Source organism: Burkholderia sp. BCC0405, from assembly GCF_902833075.1.
Lineage (GTDB): Bacteria > Pseudomonadota > Gammaproteobacteria > Burkholderiales > Burkholderiaceae > Burkholderia.
This window is the reverse complement of sequence record NZ_CADFEO010000016.1, coordinates 155,891-173,208: the sequence shown is the minus strand read 5'-3', so window position 1 is coordinate 173,208 and position 17,318 is coordinate 155,891. Positions and strand designations below refer to the sequence as shown.

Annotated in this window: 18 protein-coding genes; 11 read left to right on the top strand and 7 right to left on the bottom strand. The window is 68.3% G+C overall.

Annotation, left to right across the window (positions count from 1 at the left end; genetic code table 11):
• The first annotated feature begins 136 nt into the window (after window positions 1-136).
• Window positions 137-1,438 carry a class I SAM-dependent RNA methyltransferase gene (locus HWX36_RS25185; protein ID WP_175955771.1) on the top strand — a complete coding sequence of 434 codons (1,302 nt, stop codon included), beginning with the start codon at window positions 137-139 and terminating at the stop codon, window positions 1,436-1,438.
• 96 nt (window positions 1,439-1,534) lie between these two features.
• Here the strand turns inward: HWX36_RS25185 and HWX36_RS25180 are convergent, their stop codons facing one another.
• Both HWX36_RS25180 and HWX36_RS25175 read right to left on the bottom strand, forming a co-directional pair.
• On the bottom strand, window positions 1,535-1,999 hold the full coding sequence (locus tag HWX36_RS25180) for an SRPBCC family protein (protein WP_175955769.1): 465 nt from the start codon (window positions 1,997-1,999) through the stop codon (window positions 1,535-1,537).
• A complete protein-coding gene (locus HWX36_RS25175; RefSeq protein ID WP_175955767.1) occupies window positions 1,992-2,324 on the bottom strand; it encodes a winged helix-turn-helix domain-containing protein in 333 nt (110 codons plus the stop codon). Before HWX36_RS25175 ends, HWX36_RS25180 begins: the two co-directional genes overlap by 8 nt.
• A 169-nt stretch (window positions 2,325-2,493) precedes the next feature.
• Between HWX36_RS25175 and HWX36_RS25170 the strand changes: the two genes are divergently transcribed.
• Complete coding sequence (locus HWX36_RS25170; RefSeq protein ID WP_175955765.1) at window positions 2,494-2,904, top strand: VOC family protein; 411 nt, start codon at window positions 2,494-2,496, stop codon at window positions 2,902-2,904.
• A gap of 73 nt (window positions 2,905-2,977) precedes the next feature.
• Complete coding sequence (locus HWX36_RS25165; protein WP_175955763.1) at window positions 2,978-3,664, top strand: YafY family protein; 687 nt, start codon at window positions 2,978-2,980, stop codon at window positions 3,662-3,664.
• Window positions 3,665-3,743: 79 nt separating this feature from the next.
• Here HWX36_RS25165 and HWX36_RS25160 read toward each other — a convergent pair whose 3' ends face one another.
• Entirely contained in the window at window positions 3,744-4,667 is a 924-nt protein-coding gene (locus HWX36_RS25160; RefSeq protein WP_175955761.1) for a carbon-nitrogen hydrolase family protein, read from the bottom strand.
• 81 nt (window positions 4,668-4,748) lie between these two features.
• Between HWX36_RS25160 and HWX36_RS25155 the strand changes: the two genes are divergently transcribed.
• Window positions 4,749-5,669 carry a LysR family transcriptional regulator gene (locus HWX36_RS25155; protein ID WP_175955759.1) on the top strand — a complete coding sequence of 307 codons (921 nt, stop codon included), beginning with the start codon at window positions 4,749-4,751 and terminating at the stop codon, window positions 5,667-5,669.
• Window positions 5,670-5,729: 60 nt separating this feature from the next.
• Here HWX36_RS25155 and HWX36_RS25150 read toward each other — a convergent pair whose 3' ends face one another.
• From HWX36_RS25150 to HWX36_RS25140, 3 genes are read right to left on the bottom strand one after another with little or no spacing between them, the layout of a single operon-like run.
• Entirely contained in the window at window positions 5,730-7,184 is a 1,455-nt protein-coding gene (locus HWX36_RS25150; RefSeq protein WP_175955757.1) for an NAD(P)(+) transhydrogenase (Re/Si-specific) subunit beta, read from the bottom strand.
• Window positions 7,181-7,507: an NAD(P) transhydrogenase subunit alpha gene (locus tag HWX36_RS25145; protein WP_175955748.1), complete on the bottom strand. Its 327-nt coding sequence runs from the start codon at window positions 7,505-7,507 to the stop codon at window positions 7,181-7,183. Before HWX36_RS25145 ends, HWX36_RS25150 begins: the two co-directional genes overlap by 4 nt.
• Window positions 7,508-7,525: 18 nt before the next feature.
• Window positions 7,526-8,665, bottom strand: coding sequence for a Re/Si-specific NAD(P)(+) transhydrogenase subunit alpha (locus HWX36_RS25140; protein WP_175955745.1), 1,140 nt, complete (start codon window positions 8,663-8,665; stop codon window positions 7,526-7,528).
• A 277-nt stretch (window positions 8,666-8,942) separates the two neighbouring features.
• On the opposite strand from HWX36_RS25140, the gene HWX36_RS25135 reads away from it, so the two are divergent.
• The 3 genes from HWX36_RS25135 (at window position 8,943) to HWX36_RS25125 (ending at window position 12,341) form a co-directional block, all read left to right on the top strand.
• On the top strand, window positions 8,943-9,452 hold the full coding sequence (locus HWX36_RS25135) for an NUDIX hydrolase (protein WP_175955743.1): 510 nt from the start codon (window positions 8,943-8,945) through the stop codon (window positions 9,450-9,452).
• Window positions 9,449-10,603, top strand: coding sequence for a tRNA 2-thiouridine(34) synthase MnmA (gene mnmA, locus HWX36_RS25130; RefSeq protein WP_175955741.1), 1,155 nt, complete (start codon window positions 9,449-9,451; stop codon window positions 10,601-10,603). The genes HWX36_RS25135 and mnmA overlap by 4 nt, the downstream gene beginning before the upstream one ends.
• Window positions 10,604-10,721: 118 nt before the next feature.
• Window positions 10,722-12,341: an FMN-binding glutamate synthase family protein gene (locus HWX36_RS25125; RefSeq protein ID WP_175955739.1), complete on the top strand. Its 1,620-nt coding sequence runs from the start codon at window positions 10,722-10,724 to the stop codon at window positions 12,339-12,341.
• 111 nt (window positions 12,342-12,452) lie between these two features.
• On the opposite strand, the gene HWX36_RS25120 is transcribed toward HWX36_RS25125, so the two are convergent.
• Window positions 12,453-13,067, bottom strand: coding sequence for a glutathione S-transferase N-terminal domain-containing protein (locus HWX36_RS25120; protein ID WP_175955737.1), 615 nt, complete (start codon window positions 13,065-13,067; stop codon window positions 12,453-12,455).
• 184 nt (window positions 13,068-13,251) lie between these two features.
• Here HWX36_RS25120 and HWX36_RS25115 point away from each other — a divergent pair, with 184 nt between their 5' ends.
• The 4 genes from HWX36_RS25115 (at window position 13,252) to HWX36_RS25100 (ending at window position 17,287) form a co-directional block, all read left to right on the top strand.
• Window positions 13,252-14,637 (top strand): aminopeptidase P N-terminal domain-containing protein, encoded by a 1,386-nt coding sequence (locus HWX36_RS25115; protein WP_175955735.1) that lies wholly within the window; start codon window positions 13,252-13,254, stop codon window positions 14,635-14,637.
• A gap of 40 nt (window positions 14,638-14,677) precedes the next feature.
• Window positions 14,678-15,865, top strand: coding sequence for a UbiH/UbiF/VisC/COQ6 family ubiquinone biosynthesis hydroxylase (locus HWX36_RS25110; RefSeq protein ID WP_175955733.1), 1,188 nt, complete (start codon window positions 14,678-14,680; stop codon window positions 15,863-15,865).
• A 124-nt stretch (window positions 15,866-15,989) separates the two neighbouring features.
• On the top strand, window positions 15,990-17,057 hold the full coding sequence (dusB, locus tag HWX36_RS25105) for a tRNA dihydrouridine synthase DusB (protein ID WP_085041740.1): 1,068 nt from the start codon (window positions 15,990-15,992) through the stop codon (window positions 17,055-17,057).
• The gene (locus HWX36_RS25100; RefSeq protein ID WP_006476892.1) at window positions 17,054-17,287 is read left to right on the top strand and encodes a Fis family transcriptional regulator; all 234 of its coding nucleotides are present in this window, start codon (window positions 17,054-17,056) and stop codon (window positions 17,285-17,287) included. Before dusB ends, HWX36_RS25100 begins: the two co-directional genes overlap by 4 nt.
• Window positions 17,288-17,318: the final 31 nt, after the last annotated feature.

Here is a 17,318-nt window from a genome sequence, read left to right as displayed (position 1 = left end):
TGCGCCGCCGCGCGGCCTTCCGACACGCCTGCGCGGCGCCCGGGCCCGCGCCGCGGCATCGAAACGCGACGCAACGCCGGCCCCGGCCGCCCGCGCCGCGTACAATAGTGGACTTTTGCACGTCCCCACCCGCCTTATGTCCTCGCCCACCCTGTACGAATTCTTCGCCCCCTGCCCGCGCGGCCTCGAAGCGGCGCTTGCCGCCGAGCTGGCCGAAATCGCCGGCCGCCACCTGAACGGCGCGCCGTTCACTGCGGGCGCGCAGGTGCCGGGCGGCGTCCACTTCAGCGGCGGCTGGGCTGCCGGCATGGCCGCGAACCTCCATTCGCGGATCGCGAGCCGGGTCCTGCTGAAGATCGCCCACCGCGCGTACCGCAACGAGCAGGACGTCTACGCGCTCGCGCTCGAGCAGCCGTGGGAGCGCTGGTTCGCGGCGACGCAGACGCTGCGCGTCGACATCACCGCGATCAAGTCGCCGCTGAAGAGCCTCGAATTCGCGACGTTGCGCGTGAAGGACGCGATCTGCGACCGGATGCGCGACAAGACCGGCGCGCGCCCGAGCATCGACACCGGCGCGCCGGACGTGCGCGTGTTCGCCTTCCTGACGGCGGGCGAGTGCACGCTGTACCTCGACACGTCGGGCGAGCCGCTGTTCAAGCGCGGCTGGCGTCTCGACAAGGGCGCGGCGCCGCTGCGCGAAAACCTCGCGGCCGGCATCCTGCGCCTGACGGGCTGGACGCCCGGCACGGCGCTGTACGACCCGATGTGCGGCAGCGGCACGTTCCTCGCGGAAGCCGCGCAGATCGCGCTAGGCGTGGCGCCGGGCGTCGAGCGCCGGTTCGGCTTCGAGAAACTCAAGCAATACGACATCACCGCGTGGCAGGGGCTGAAGGTCCCGGCGCTGGACGCGAAGCGCGCGGCGCGCGGCAAGCGCGGCGAAACGCTCGGCGTGTACGGCAGCGACATCTCGGGCGACATGCTCGAGAAAGCGCGCGCGAACCTCGAGCGTGCAGGCGTGCCGTCGGTATGGCTCAAGCAGGTCGACGCACGCGGGATGACGCCGCCGTGCGACGGCCCGGGCATCCTCCTCGCGAACCCGCCGTACGGCGAACGGATCGAAGTGCGCGGCCGCAGCGCGCGCGGCGAGGTGCGCGAGACGGGCCGCAACCGCGGCAACGATGACGCATTCCGCCGCACCCACACCGACGCACCGGACAGCGAGTTCTTCAACGCGCTCGGCGATGCGCTGAAGCAGCGCTTCACGGGCTGGCAGGCGTTCCTGCTGACGTCCGACCGTTCGCTGCCGGGCCAGTTGCGGCTGCGCGAATCGGCGAAGACGCCGCTGTTCAACGGCGCGCTCGAATGCCGGCTGTTCCGCTTCGACCTGATCGCCGGCAGCGTGAAGGCGCGCCCGGCCGCACCGGAAGGCGACGCGTAGTCCGCCTCATGATCGCGATGGGGCCGCTTGCGCGGCCCCTCTGCGGCAACCGGAGCGCCGCCGTTACCGCACCCGCGGCAACGGCGGCGTTTCGTTTCAGTGCTTCGAGCACTCCCAGCGCCCCATCGTGAACGGCAGCGCCTGCCCCGTCTCGAGCAGCGTCTTGAGACTCGACAACACGACCGGCCACCCGCCGCGAATCCTGCGATCCATCTCCGAGCCCGGCACCAGCCCCTCGTGCGTGACGGTCAGCTTCACGACGCCCTCGTGCGGCTCGACGACATAGCTCACGCGCGATTCCCGGCTCTCCCCCGACGGCGAGCGCCACGTGACGACCAGCCGGTGCGGCGGATCGTTCTCGACCACTTCGCCGACGATGTCGACCCGCGCCGGATCGTCGTAGTCCTGATGTTCCCAACGCGAGCCCGGCCGCCAGTCTGGCGACGCGTTGCGGTGCCGCACCCAGTAGTCCTTCGTCAGCTCGGCGTTGGTGAGCGCATCGAACACACGCTCGGGCGTCGATGCAATGAACGTCACGTACACAAAGGCGGGATTACTCATCGTTGTCTCCAGAATCGCCGGCCGCTTCGAGCCCGCGCTTGAGGTCCGCCAGCGCCTGCAGGCGCTGACGCTCGAACTTGCCGATCCAGCGTTCCGCGATGTCGTGGATCGGCACCGGATTCAGGTAATGCAGCTTCTCCCTGCCGCGCCACGTCGTCGCGACGAGATTCGCGGCCTCGAGCAGCGCGAGATGCTTGCTCACGGCCTGCCGGCTCATCGCGAGCCCGTCGCACAGCTCGGACAGGGTCTGTCCGCTCTTCGCGCACAGCAAATCAAGCAACTGGCGGCGCGTGGCATCGGCCAGCGCCCTGAAAACGAGATCCATGCCACTCCCGGGTCAATGAGCTTATTTTGCAACCAAATGGTTGCATTTCAAGGGTGACAACTCTACTGACAATACGGTGTCAGCAGGCCGCGATCACACTGCAATCCCGGCGCAATGCAACGCCGGTTTCCGCACGGAACCCGAATAACAACGCAACTAGGAGCGCGTCATGACATCCGCAACGGCCACTGCCACCCCCACCCTGGAGCGCGCGATCGCGTGGTTCGACATTCCGTCCCTCGATTTCGACCGGGCGATCCGCTTTTACGAAACCGTGCTGCAGACGACGCTCCAGCGAGAAGTCATCGGCGGCGTGCCGATGGCCACGTTCGACCGCGACGCATCGAGCACGGGTGGCAGCATCGTGTTCGATCCGCAGCAGCTCAAGCCGAGCGCAAACGGCGTGCTCGTCTACCTGAACGCCGGCGCATCGGTCGTCGCCGCGCTCGAACGCGCGAAGCGCGCGGGCGGCGTCGTGCAGGGCTCGGTCGTCGAGCTGCCGAACAACTACGGCTACGTCGGCTACCTGATCGACACCGAAGGCAACCGCGTCGGCCTGCACGCGCCGAAATGCCACTGAGCACGGCGGCCGTCGCGCCCGCGCGGCGCTATCATCGCGAAGTCCCCACCGCCGTTGGAATCGAGGTGCCGTCATGACGCGCCGTGCCGACCGCCTGTTCCAGATCGCCGAGCTCTTGCGCGGGCGTCGTCTCACGACCGCGCAGCAGCTGGCCGACTGGTTGTCGGTGTCGCCGCGCACGGTCTATCGCGACGTGCGCGACCTGCAACTGTCAGGGGTCCCGATCGAAGGCGAAGCCGGCATCGGCTACCGGCTGAACCGCAACGCGAGCCTGCCGCCGCTCACGTTCACGGCCGAGGAACTCGCTGCACTCGCCACCGGCGCGCGCATGCTCGAAACCTGGGGCGGTGCGCGCTTCGCGAGCGGCGCGCGTTCGGCGCTCGCGAAGATCGCGTCGGCGATGCCGGCCGACAAGCGCACGGCGCTCGACCGCCTGCCGGTGTTCGCGCCGTCGTTCCACATCGACGAGACGTTTTGCGCGAAGGTCGACGCGATCCACCAGGCCATCGACACGCGCCACGTCGTCAGCTTCGACTACCGCGACCGGCTCGGCGCGCATTCGCAACGCCGCGTGTGGCCGCTCGGGCTCGTCTACTGGGGCGGGCGCTGGACGATCGGCGCGTGGTGCGAACTGCGCGGCGATTTCCGCACCTTCGACATCGCGCGGATGGGCGACGTCATCGTGCACGAGCAGTTTCCGGACATGGAAGGGCGGCGGATCGCCGACTACCTGCGGATCGCGGAAGCGCCGATGCGCTGACGCGGTACGACGGCGTGCGTGCCGCGCGCCGCCGCCGTTCATGTTCCGGGCCGCCGTGCGGCGCCCGGCCCACCCCTCCCTACCCGCCGAACACCACGGTCCGCTTCGCCCGCTCGTCGACGTGCAGCGAGAACACATCGGGGCGCGCGTAATGCCCGACCACGTCGAAGTCGTAGCGCGCCCGCACGAGTTCATCGGTATCGATGCGTGCGGCCACGAGCCCGGCTTCGCCGATCAGCGGCTGCGTCAGCAGGTCGCCGAGCGGCCCGACGATCACGCTGCCGCCGCGGATCAGCGGCCGCTCCGGATCCCAGCCCGGCACGTCGATGCCGAGCGCGCGCGGCGACGGCTGCACCTGGCACGCACTGACGACGAAGCAGCGCCCTTCGTGCGCGATATGCCGCATCGCGCTCTGCCAGACGTCGCGCTCGTCGACGGTCGGCGCGCACCAGATCTGCACGCCCTTCGCGTACATCGCGCAGCGCAGCAACGGCATGTGGTTCTCCCAGCAGATCGCGGCGCCTGCACGGCCCGCAGCCGTGTCGACGACGGGCAGCGTCGAGCCGTCGCCCTGCCCCCAGATCAAGCGCTCGGTGCCGGTCGGCATCAGCTTGCGGTGCTTCGCGACGAGCCCGTCGCGCGGATCGAAGAACAGCGCCGTGCAGTACAGCGTGCTGCCGCCGCGCTCGATCACGCCGACCACGAGGCTCGCCCCCGTGCGCTGCGACAGCGCAGCCAGCTCGTCGGTTTCCGGCCCCGGCACGTCGATCGCCTGCGCGACGTAGCGCGCATACGCGTCGCGGCCTTCAGGCAGCCGGTAGCCGAGCCGCGTGCCGAAGATCTCGCCTTTCGGATAGCCGCCGAGCACGGCCTCGGGCAGCACGACGAGCGACGCGCCGCTGTCGCGGATCGCGGTTTCGTAGCCGAGGATCGTGTCGAGCGTGGCGCGCGTGCCGGCGGGCGATGCACCGATCTGCAGCGCGGCGATGACTGAGGTGGGCATGGGGGGCGTCTCCGGTGAATGGGGTAACGCCATCTTTATCGATATGATGTCATCGATCAAATCGATAGAACGATAAGTGTCATGAATGCGGATGATATCGCCAGCCTCGACCTGAACCTGCTGAAAGTGTTCGAGGCGCTGTACGAGGAAGGCGGCGCGAGCCGCGCGGCGCTGCGGCTCGGCCTCACGCAGTCGGCGGTGAGCGCGGCGCTGGCGCGGCTGCGCGTGATCTATGCCGATCCGCTGTTCGTGCGCACCGGCCGCGGGCTCGCGCCGACGCCACGCGCGGACGAACTCAAGCCGATCCTGTCCGACGCCCTCGACCGTTGCCGCGAAAGTCTCGCGATCGCGGCCGACGGCGGCGACCGCATCGGCCGCACGATCTCGATCGGGCTGTCGGACGACTTCGAGATCGCGCTCGGCCGCGCGCTGATCGACGCCGTCGCGCGGGAAGCCGCCGGCATCCGGCTGATCTTCCGGCAGACGCACAGCGGCATCGCCGGCGACGCGCTGCTGCGTCACGGTGTGGACCTCGCGATCGCGTCGGGCGGCTTCTCGGCGAACGGGCTCAGCCGGCGCGCGGTCGCGACGGGCGGCTACGCGTGCCTGATCGATCCGGCCGCCCGCGAGCGGGCCCCGCGCGCGCTGACGCTCGCCGATTTCCTGCGGCGCGACCACCTGCTCGTGTCGTCGGGCGGCGTGATCGGGATCGTCGACGAGGCGCTGGCCACGCTCGGCCACAAGCGGCGCGTCGCGGCATCGACCACGCATTTCGCCGCGCTGCCGTACCTGCTCGCCGGCTCCGATGCGGTGGCGACGATCCCCGCGCACGCGGCACGCGCGATCGCGCAATCCACGCCGCTGCGCGCGCTCGCATGCCCGCTCGACTTGCCGCGCTACCCGGTCGAAATCGGCTGGCGCACGAGCACGCAGCGCGATCCGGCGATCGTGCGCGTACGCGACACGATCGCCGCGTGCGTCGCACATCTCGTCGCGCCATGAAAAAAACCCGGTCACGCCGGCCATGAATCGAAGCTGGCAGCCGCATGGCCGGCGCGTGCGTCACTCGACCGATTTCACCATGTCCTCGATGACCTTCTTCGCATCGCCGAACACCATCATCGTCTTGTCCATGTAGAAGAGATCGTTGTCGAGCCCCGCGTAGCCGGCCGCCATCGAGCGCTTGTTCACGATCACCGTGCGCGCCTTGTACGCCTCGATGATCGGCATCCCCGCGATCGGCGACGCCGGATCGTTCTTCGCGGCCGGATTCACGACATCGTTCGCGCCGAGCACGAGCACGACGTCGACCTGGCCGAATTCGCCGTTGATGTCCTCCATCTCGTGCACGATCTCGTACGGCACTTCCGCTTCCGCGAGCAGCACGTTCATGTGGCCCGGCATCCGCCCCGCGACCGGATGAATCGCGTACTTCACGTCGATGCCCTTCTCGATCAGCTTGTCGGTCAGCTCCTTCAGCGCGTGCTGCGCACGGGCCACGGCCAGCCCGTAGCCCGGCACGATCACGACCGTTTCCGCGTTGCCGAGCATGAACGACGCGTCTTCAGCCGAGCCCGACTTCACCGGCCGCTGCTCCTTCGCACCGGCCGCGCCACCCGCCGCCGCGTCGCCGCCGAAGCCGCCGAGGATCACGTTGAAGAACGACCGGTTCATCGCGTGGCACATGATGTACGACAGGATCGCGCCCGACGATCCGACGAGGGAGCCGGCGATGATCAGCATCGCGTTGTTCAGCGAGAAGCCGATGCCGGCCGCTGCCCACCCGGAGTACGAATTCAGCATCGACACGACCACCGGCATGTCCGCGCCGCCGATCGGGATGATGATCAGCACGCCGAGCGCGAACGCGATCGCCGTCATGATGATGAACGGCAGCCACGACTGCGTGATGAAGAACAGGATGCCGAAGCCGAGCATCGCGAGCGCGAGCATCAGGTTGAGCAGGTGCTGGCCCGCATACACGACCGGCGCGCCCTGGAACAGCCGGAACCGGAACTTGCCCGACAGCTTGCCGAACGCGATCACCGAACCGGAGAACGTGATCGCGCCGACGACCGAACCGACGCACAGCTCGACGCGGTTGCCGTACGGGATGAAGTTCGACGACACGGCGTCCTGCGGCACGAGCCCGAACGCTTCCGGCTCCGACACCACCGCATACGCGATGCACACGGCCGCGAGACCGATCAGCGAGTGCATCGCCGCGACGAGCTCCGGCATCTTCGTCATCTCGACGCGCGCGGCGACGAACGCGCCCACGCCGCCGCCGATGATCAGCGCGCCGAGCACCAGCGCGATGCCGAGCGGCAGGTTCGCGCCGAGCCACGCGGCCTGCCTGACGATCAGCGCGATCGTCGTGAGGATCGCGATGGCCATCCCGGCCATCCCGAACAGGTTGCCGCGCCGCGCGCTCTTCGGGTTCGACAGGCCCTTCAGCGCCTGGATGAAGCACACCGACGCGACGAGGTACAGCAGCGTGACGACGTTCATGCTCATCGCGCGCCCTCCTTGCCGCCCCCGGCCTGCCTGGGCGCCTTCTTGCGGAACATCTCGAGCATGCGCCTCGTCACGAGGAAGCCGCCGAACACGTTGACGGCCGCAAGGGCGACCGCGAGCGTGCCGAATACCTTGCCGGTCGTGCCGACGGTCAGCGCCGCCGCCAGCATCGCGCCGACGATGACGATCGCCGAGATCGCGTTGGTCACGGCCATCAGCGGCGTATGCAGCGCCGGCGTGACGTTCCATACCACGTGATAGCCGACGTACACGGCCAGCACGAAGATGATCACGTTGATCACCGTGTGATTGATGACTTCCATGGCCGCCTCCTCCCCCGGTTACTTGCGCGCGACTTCGCCGTCACGGCACAGGAGCGTCGCGGCGACGATGTCGTCGGTCAGGTCGATGTTCAGCGTGCCGTCCTTCGTGACGATCAGCTTCATGAAGTCGAGCAGGTTGCGGGCATACAGCGCCGACGCATCCGCCGCGACCATCGACGCGAGATTCGTGTAGCCCGCGATCGTCACGCCGTGGTGCACGATCACCTGGTCGGCAACCGTCAACGGGCAATTGCCGCTCTTGCGCCCGTCGAATTCCGGGCCGCGGCCGGCCGCCAGATCGACGAGCACCGAGCCCGGCTTCATCGACTGCACGGTTTCGACCGAAATCAAGGTCGGTGCGGGGCGCCCGGGAATCAGCGCGGTGGCGATCACGATGTCGGCCTGCTTCGCGCGTTCGTGCACGAGCGCGGCTTGGCGGCCGAGCCACGACGGCGGCATCGGGCGCGCGTAGCCGCCCGTCCCCTGCGCCGCCTCGCGCTCGTCGTCGGTTTCATACGGGACGTCGACGAATTTCGCGCCGAGCGACTCGATCTGCTCCTTCACGGCCGGCCGCACGTCGGACGCCTCGATCACCGCGCCGAGCCGCTTCGCGGTCGCGATCGCCTGCAGGCCCGCGACGCCCGCGCCGAGAATCAGCACGCGCGCGGCCTTCACGGTGCCCGCGGCCGTCATCAGCATCGGAAAGAAGCGCGGATACAGCGCCGCGGCCACCAGCACGGCCTTGTAGCCCGCGATGTTCGCCTGCGACGACAGCACGTCGAGACTCTGCGCACGCGTCGTGCGCGGCGCGGCTTCGAGCGCGAAGCCCGTCACGCCGGCCGCGGCGAGCGTCGCCGCCTGCTCGCCGTTGAACGGCTCGAGCATGCCGACCAGCACGGAGCCGCGCTTGAGCAACGGCAGTTCCGCGTCGGTCGGCGCCTGGACCTTCAACACGATGTCGGCATCGAAAGCCGCCGACTGGCCGGTCAGGTCGGCCCCGGCGGCCGCATAGGCCTCGTCGGGGTAACTCGCCGCGATGCCGGCCCCTTTCGCGATACTGACCCGATGCCCGGCCGCCGCGTATTTCTTCACGGTTTCCGGCGTCGCAGCCACACGCGCCTCGTTCGCCCGCGTTTCAGCGGGCACGCCAATATGCATCGTCGGTCCCTCCAGTCATTGCCGGTATTTCGTTTCTGACGACTTCTGCTGCACAACGGGCCGGGCAGGCTCACCACCGGCTCACGAGCAACGACGCTCATCCTCACTTTAGGCGAAAGCGAGGGCCGTACCGGCAGGCTCCGCACGGTCGTGCGAGATATTGATGCCGGCCCGTCCGGCGTCGCCGCGTATCGGCAAGACAAACGAATTGAAAGGGTCCGATTCGTTTAGCGTAGCGACCGGCAGCGTTCGGGCGCAACCGGTAAAATGCCGAACCATGAAACCCGAAATCTGGACCCCGCATGTGACGGTCGCCGCGCTCGTCGAGCACGCCGGCCGCTTTCTCATGATCGAGGAAGAAACCTCGTCGGGCCTGCGCATCAACCAGCCGGCAGGCCATCTCGAAGCCGGCGAAACGCTGGCCGACGCCGTGATCCGAGAAACGCTCGAGGAAACCGCGCACCCGTTCACGCCCGACGCGCTCGTCGGCGTCTATCTCGCGCACTACGACCGCCCCGGCACCGCCGGCGCGACCTACCTGCGCTTCACGTTCTGCGGCACGGCCGGCGAGCCGATCGCGGGCCATGCGCTCGACGACGGCATCGTCCGCACGCTGTGGATGACCGCCGACGAAGTGCGCGCGTGCGGCGGGCGCCATCGCTCGCCCGCGGTGATGCGCTGCGTCGACGATTACCTCGCCGGGCGGCGCATTCCGCTCGATTTCGTGCACACGCATTCGGTCGCGCCGCGCCCCGAATCATTCGAACGTCAGGCGGTCAACAAATGAGCAAGCGCCGTGTAGTGGTGGGCATGTCGGGCGGCGTCGATTCGTCGGTGACCGCGTGGCTGCTGAAGGAACAGGGTTACGACGTGGTCGGCCTGTTCATGAAGAACTGGGAAGACGACGACGACGGCGAATACTGCTCGACGCGCCAGGACTGGATCGACGTCGTGTCGGTGGCCGACCTGATCGGCATCGACGTGGAAGCGGTCAACTTCGCCGCCGAATACAAGGACCGCGTGTTCGCCGAATTCCTGCGCGAATACTCGGCCGGCCGCACGCCGAACCCCGACGTGCTGTGCAACGCCGAAATCAAGTTCAAGGCATTCCTCGATCACGCGATGTCGCTCGACGCGGAAATGATCGCGACCGGCCACTACGCGCGGGTGCGCGAGCGCGACGGGCGTTTCGAACTGCTGAAGGCCTTCGATCATACGAAAGACCAGTCGTACTTCCTGCACCGGCTGAACCAGGCGCAACTGTCGAAGTCGATGTTCCCGCTCGGCGAGATCCCGAAGACGAAGGTGCGCGAGATCGCCGCGCAAATCGGGCTGCCGAACGCGAAGAAGAAGGATTCGACCGGCATCTGCTTCATCGGTGAACGGCCGTTCCGCGATTTCCTGAACCGCTATCTGCCGACGAAACCCGGCCCGATGAAGACGCCGGACGGCAAGGTCGTCGGCGAGCACATCGGTCTCGCGTTCTACACGTTCGGCCAGCGCAAGGGCATCGGCCTCGGCGGCAGCAAGAGCGGCAACGGCGATCCGTGGTTCGTCGCCGCGAAGGACATCGCGTCCAACACGCTGTACGTCGTGCAGGGGCACGATCATCCGTGGCTGCTGGCGCGCGAGCTGGTCGCCGGCAACGTGAGCTGGGTTGCCGGGGAACCGCCGGCCGAAGGCTTCACGTGCGGCGCGAAGACCCGCTACCGGCAGGCCGACGCGGCGTGCGCATTCGGCGCCGCCACGCCCGGCCCGGCAGGCGAAGCGCGCTTCTCGCTCGCGTTCGACGACGCGCAGTGGGCCATCACGCCCGGCCAGTCCGCCGTGCTGTACGACGGCGAGATCTGCCTCGGCGGTGGGATCATCGAATCCGCTGCCGCCAGCCCGCCCGCCCCGGCGGACGGCCCCGCGCGGGCGCTCGCCGAAGCACGCTGACACCTATTCGGTTTAGACTTGCGGCACGCCGCGCCCGGCAGAACACGATTCCGCCGCGGCCGGCACGCCGCCGCGCAGCGCACGCATGGCGGTATTTCAAGATTCTTACGGAGTCCCCATGCTTTCACGACGCTATCTGGCGATGTGGTTTGCGGTCCTGCTGCTCGTCGCTGCGGCCGCGCTCGCCTCGATCCACGCGCTTTCCTGGTTCTGGGTCATCATTCCCTTCGCCCTCGTCGCGCTCGGCCTGTACGACCTGAGGCAGGACCGCCACGCGATCCTGCGCAACTACCCGCTCTGGGGCCACTTCCGCTTCCTGTTCGAATTCATCCGACCTGAAATCCGCCAGTATTTCGTCGAGGACGACACCGACGAGAAGCCGTTCTCGCGCGCGCAGCGCAGCCTCGTCTACCAGCGCGCGAAAAATGTCGCCGACAATCGCCCGTACGGCACCGAGCTGAACGTGAAGGCCGTCGCGCACGAATGGATCAGCCACTCGCTCGCGCCGACGAAACTGCCGAACCACGATTTCCGCGTCCGCGTCGGCGCGAATCGCGCGCAGCCGTACGACATTTCGATCTTCAATATCTCGGCGATGAGCTTCGGCTCGCTGTCCGCGAACGCGATCCGCTCGCTGAACCTCGGCGCGAAGAAAGGCGGGTTCGCGCACGACACGGGCGAAGGCTCGCTGTCGAAGTACCACCGCGAAAACGGTGGCGACATCATCTGGGAAATCGCGTCCGGCTACTTCGGCTGCCGCAATGACGACGGCACATTCAACCCCGACAGGTTCGCGAAGCAGGCCGCCGATCCGCAGGTCAAGATGATCGAGGTGAAGCTGTCGCAGGGCGCGAAGCCCGGCCACGGCGGCGTGCTGCCGGCCGCGAAGATCACGCCGGAAATCGCCGAGACGCGCGGCGTGCCGATGGGCAAGGACTGCATCTCGCCCGCGACGCACTCGGAGTTCTCCACGCCGCGCGGGCTGCTCGAATTCGTCGAACGGCTGCGCACGCTGTCGGGCGGCAAGCCGACCGGCTTCAAGCTGTGCGTCGGCCATCCGTGGGAATTCTTCGGGATCGCGAAGGCGATGCTCGAGACCGGCATCGTGCCGGACTTCATCGTCGTCGACGGCGCGGAAGGCGGCACGGGCGCGGCGCCGCTCGAATTCACCGACCACGTCGGCGTGCCGCTGCAGGAAGGATTGCTGCTCGTGCACAACACGCTCGTGGGGATCGGCGTGCGCGATCGCGTGAAGATCGGCGCGAGCGGCAAGATCATCAGTGCGTTCGACGTCGCCCGCACGCTCGCGATCGGCGCGGACTGGGTGAACTCGGCGCGCGGCTTCATGTTCGCGGTCGGCTGCATCCAGGCGCAGACCTGCCACACGGGCCGTTGCCCGACCGGCGTCGCGACGCAGGATCCGGTGCGCCAGCGCGCGCTCGTCGTGCCCGACAAGGCCGAGCGCGTATACAACTTCCACCGCAATACGCTGCACGCGCTGCAGGAGCTCGTGCAGGCAGCCGGCCTCGCGCATCCGTCGGAGCTGCGTGCGCATCACATCGTGCAGCGCATCGCGCCGCACGAGGTCCGGTTGATGTCGCAGTTGCTGAAGTACCTGAAGCCGGGCGCGCTGCTCGACGGCAACACGTGCGGCTTTACGCTGTACGACAAGTGGTGGCCGATTGCGCGCAGCGATTCGTTCACGCTCGGCGAGGCCGTGTACGCGTCGATCGAATGACGCGGGCGACCTCCCCCGCCACGGGGAGGCCCGGCAAAAAGAAAAGCGCCCCGCGGGGCGCTTTTCTTTTGTCTGCCGAATCCGTCAACGCGCGAATGCGTCGCGTGCGGCTCAGTTCTGCGGCAGCGTGTCGGCGAACGACGGCCGCTGCAGCAGCTTCGCGAAGTGCTTGTCAAGGTTCGGATGGCGATCGCGCCAATTGACCTCGGGCATCCGGAAGTCGAGATAGCCGAGCGCGCAGCCGAGCGCGATGTCCGCGAGCGAGTAATGATTACCGACGCACCACGTCTTGCCGCCGAGACCCTGCGACATCGCGACGAGACCGTCGTCGATCTTGCGCTGCTGGCGCGCGATCCAGCTCGCGCTGCGCTGCGCCTCGTCGCGCATCGTGTGTTCGAGACGAATCGCGACCGCCGCGTCGAGCACGCCGTCGCCCAGCGCTTCCCAGCAGCGCACCTCGACGCGCTCGCGGCCCGACGGCGGAATCAGCTTGCCGACCGGCGACAGCGTATCGACGTATTCGCAGATCACGCGGGAATCGAACACCGCGGCACCGTCTTCCATCACGAGGCACGGGACCTTGCCGAGCGGATTCGACGCATGAATATCCGTCTCCGGCGCCCACACGTTCTCGAGCTCCAGCTTGTAGTCGATCTTCTTTTCAGCCAGCACGATCCGCGCCTTGCGGACGTACGGGCTGCTGAGCGAACCGATTAATTTCATCATCTGCCTTTTTAAGGGAACCGCCGAGAGTATACGTTGTCGCCGATCATAACCGGCCAGCGTCGCGCGACAGAAAATCGCCCGAACGGCCTGTGGATGGTTTGCAACAACCGCCGCGCGGCCCTTCCAGGGCCGCTTCCCGCCCCCTCTCTCACGCACGGCGTCCCGCGGCGCTACAATCGCACGAATGAACGCGCCCCTCGATACCGCCATCGCCGTCGACGTCTACCGCCAGCGCCGTGAACGCGTGCTTGCCGCACTGCGTGCCGCCGGCGGCGGCGTCGCCATCGTCCCCACCGCGCCCGAAGTGCCGCGCAACCGCGATACGGACTATCCGTACCGGTTCGACAGCTACTTCCACTACCTGACGGGCTTCAGCGAGCCGGATGCCGTCCTCGTGCTGAACGCGGCCGCGCCGCACGGCGCGCCGGAGTCGATCCTGTTCTGCCGCGGCAAGAATGCCGACCGGGAAATCTGGGAAGGCTTCCATTACGGGCCCGAAGCCGCGCGCGACGCGTTCGGCTTCGACGCGGCGTTCGCGGTCGACGTGATCGACACCGAGATGCCGCGCCTGCTCGCCGACGCGGGCACCGTGCACTACCGCTTCGGCGCATCGGCCGACTTCGACCGGCAGCTCGCGGGCTGGATCGACGCGGTGCGCACGCTGGCGCGCACGGGCGTCGCCGCGCCGGACGCGATGCTCGACCTCACGCCGCTGCTCGACGACATGCGGCTCGTGAAGGACGAGCACGAGCTCGCGATCATGATGCGCGCCGCGCACATCTCCGCGCTCGCGCACCGCCGTGCGATGCAGGCGTGCCGCCCCGGCATCCGCGAATACGAACTCGAGGCCGAGCTGCTGTACGTATTCCGCAAGCATGGCGCGCAGTCGCCCGCGTACGGCTCGATCGTCGCGGCCGGCGCGAACGCGTGCGTGCTGCACTACCCGGCCGGCAATGCGGTCGCGAAAGATGGCGACCTGATCCTGATCGACGCCGCGTGCGAACTCGACGGCTACGCGTCGGACATCACGCGCACGTTCCCGGCCAACGGGCGCTTCTCGCCTGCACAACGCACGCTGTACGACATCGTGCTCGCCGCGCAGCAGGCCGCGATCGACGCGACCCGCGCCGGCGTGCCGTTCGAGGCGCCGCACGACGCCGCCGTGCGCGTACTCGCGCAGGGGCTGCTCGACACCGGCATCATCCCGAAAACGCGCTTCTCGAACGTCGACGACGTGATCGCCGAGCGCGCGTACGCGCGCTTCTACATGCACCGCACCGGCCACTGGATCGGCATGGACGTGCACGATTGCGGCGACTACCGCGAGCGGCTCGCCGAGCGTGACGCCAACGGCGCGCTGCCTTGGCGCACGCTGAAAACCGGCATGACGCTGACGATCGAACCGGGCCTGTACGTGCGCGCCGCCGACGACGTGCCGCCCGAGTACTGGAACATCGGCATCCGCATCGAGGACGACGCGATCGTTCGCGAGCACGGCTGCGAGCTGATCACGCGCGGCGTGCCCGTCGCGGCGGACGAGATCGAAGCGCTGATGCGCGCGGGCGCATGACCGGCTATCGCCGACCGTTACCTCCGTTTCACGAATCAAGATGACGACCGCATCCTCCCCGGCCACGCCGGCCTATGACCTCGCCATCGTCGGCGCGGGCCCCGTCGGGCTCGCGCTCGCCGGCTGGCTCGCGCGCCGCAGCGCGACGCAGCACGCATCGATCGCCCTGATCGATGCACGTGAACCGGCCGCGAGCGCGAACGATCCGCGTGCGATCGCCGTGTCGCACGGCAGCCGCGTGCTGCTCGACACCCTCGCGTGGCCCGCCGACGCGACGCCGATCGAACACATCCACGTCTCGCAGCGCGGCCATTTCGGCCGCACGCTGATCGACCGCGACGAGCACGACCTCGCCGCGCTCGGCTATGTCGTGCGCTACGGCTCGCTCATGCAGGCGCTCGCGGGCGCCGTGCGCGGCACGCGCGTCGACTGGCTCACGTCGACCACCGCGCGCGCGCCGCAACAGGACGCCGACGGCGTCACGCTGACGCTCGACGGCCCGCAAGGCGAGCGCACGCTGCGCGCACGCATCGCCATCAACGCCGAAGGCGGGCTGTTCCACGAACAGCAGGCCGATACGGCCAAGCATCGCCGCGACTACGGGCAGACCGCGCTCGTCGGCACGGTCACCGTATCGGCGCCGCGCCCGAACGTCGCGTGGGAACGCTTCACGCACGAAGGCCCGCTCGCGCTGCTGCCGCTCGGCGGGCCGCGCCAGGCCGAGTACGCGCTCGTCTGGTGCTGCGCGCCCGGCGAAGCCGCGCGCCGTGCCGCGCTGCCCGACGACGTATTTCTGCGCGAGCTCGGCGCCGCGTTCGGCGAACGCATGGGCGCGTTCGTCGCGATCGCGGGCCGCGCGTCGTTCCCGCTCGGCCTGAACGCCGCGCAGACGCTCGTCAACGGCCGCGTCGCGATCGTCGGCAATGCCGCCCAAACCCTGCACCCCGTCGCCGGCCAGGGGCTCAACCTCGGGCTGCGCGATGCGCATACGCTCGTCGATACGCTGTCCGCGCAAGGCTTCGAAGCCACCGCGCTCGCCACCTTCAACGCGCGACGCGCACTCGACCGGCGCTTCACGATCGGCGCGACCGACACGCTGGCTCGCCTGTTCACGATCGACTCGGGCCCGCTCCCGCTGCTGCGCGGCGCCGCGCTCACCGCGCTCGAGTTCGTGCCGCCGCTCAAGAAGGCGATCGCGCGCCAGATGATGTTCGGCCAGCGCAACTGACGCGCGGCGCGCACAGTCGCGCCACTCAAACCGGGTCAAATCGGCGGGGCATGGGAATACGGTAAAATGCGCGTTTCCGTCTGCCTCTTCCCTGCCCGCGCCCGCCGCAGGCGGTGCCATTGCGATGCCCGTTATCGGCCCTCACGTATTGCGTAACAACCTGTTCGTCGCCCCGATGGCCGGCGTCACGGATCGTCCGTTCCGCCAGCTCTGCAAGCGGCTGGGAGCCGGTTACGCCGTGTCCGAGATGGTCGCGTCCAATGCGCAGCTGTGGAAAAGCGCGAAGACGATGCGGCGCGCGAACCACGAAGGCGAGGTCGAGCCGATTGCGGTCCAGATCGCCGGCGCCGATCCCGCGATGATGGCCGAAGCGGCCCGCTACAACGTCGACAACGGCGCGCAGATCATCGACATCAACATGGGCTGCCCGGCGAAGAAGGTCTGCAACGTCGCGGCCGGCTCCGCGCTGCTGCAGAACGAGCCGCTCGTGCAGCGCATCGTCGAGGCCGTCGTCGCGGCGGTCGGCACGGGGCCCGATGCGGTGCCCGTCACGCTGAAGATCCGCACGGGCTGGGATCGCGAGCACAAGAACGCGATCACGGTCGCGCGCCTGGCCGAAGCCGCCGGCATCTCGATGCTCACCGTGCACGGCCGCACGCGCGCCGACCTGTACCGCGGCGACGCCGAATACGAAACCATCGCGGCCGTGAAGGCGGCGGTGCGGATTCCGGTGGTCGCGAACGGCGACATCACGTCGCCCGCGAAGGCGAAGGCCGTGCTCGACGCAACCGGCGCCGACGCACTGATGATCGGTCGTGCCGCGCAAGGTCGGCCATGGCTGTTCCGCGAAATCGACCATTTCCTGCAAACCGGCGAGCTGCTGCCCCCGCCGCGGATCGACGAGATCCAGCACGTGATGAACGAACACCTGGAAGACCACTACGCTTTCTATGGTGAATTCACGGGAGTCCGTACTGCGCGCAAGCACATCGGCTGGTACACTCGCGGCCTTTCCGGTGCCAACGGGTTCCGGCACAGGATGAACACGCTCGATTCCACCCGCGAGCAGCTCGCCGCCGTCAATGCCTTCTTCGAGGCGCAAAAGGCGCTGTCGGACCACCTCGTCTACGTCGATGACGAAGAGGAAAACGGCCAGGGCGAGTCGGACGACCATAACCAGTTAGCAGCATGAGCAAGCACAACATCGAACAATGTGTCCGCGAGAGCCTGGACGTGTATTTCCGGGATCTAGACGGCTCCAATCCGCACGACGTCTATGAAATGGTGATGTCCTGCGTCGAAAAGCCGATGCTCGAGGTCGTGCTCGTACAGGCAGGCGGCAACCAGTCGCTCGCCGCCGAGTACCTCGGCATCAATCGCAATACGCTGCGCAAGAAACTGCAGCAGCACGGCCTGCTGTAGGCGGCCGTCCCGTCCCCATTTCCCTGGCTAT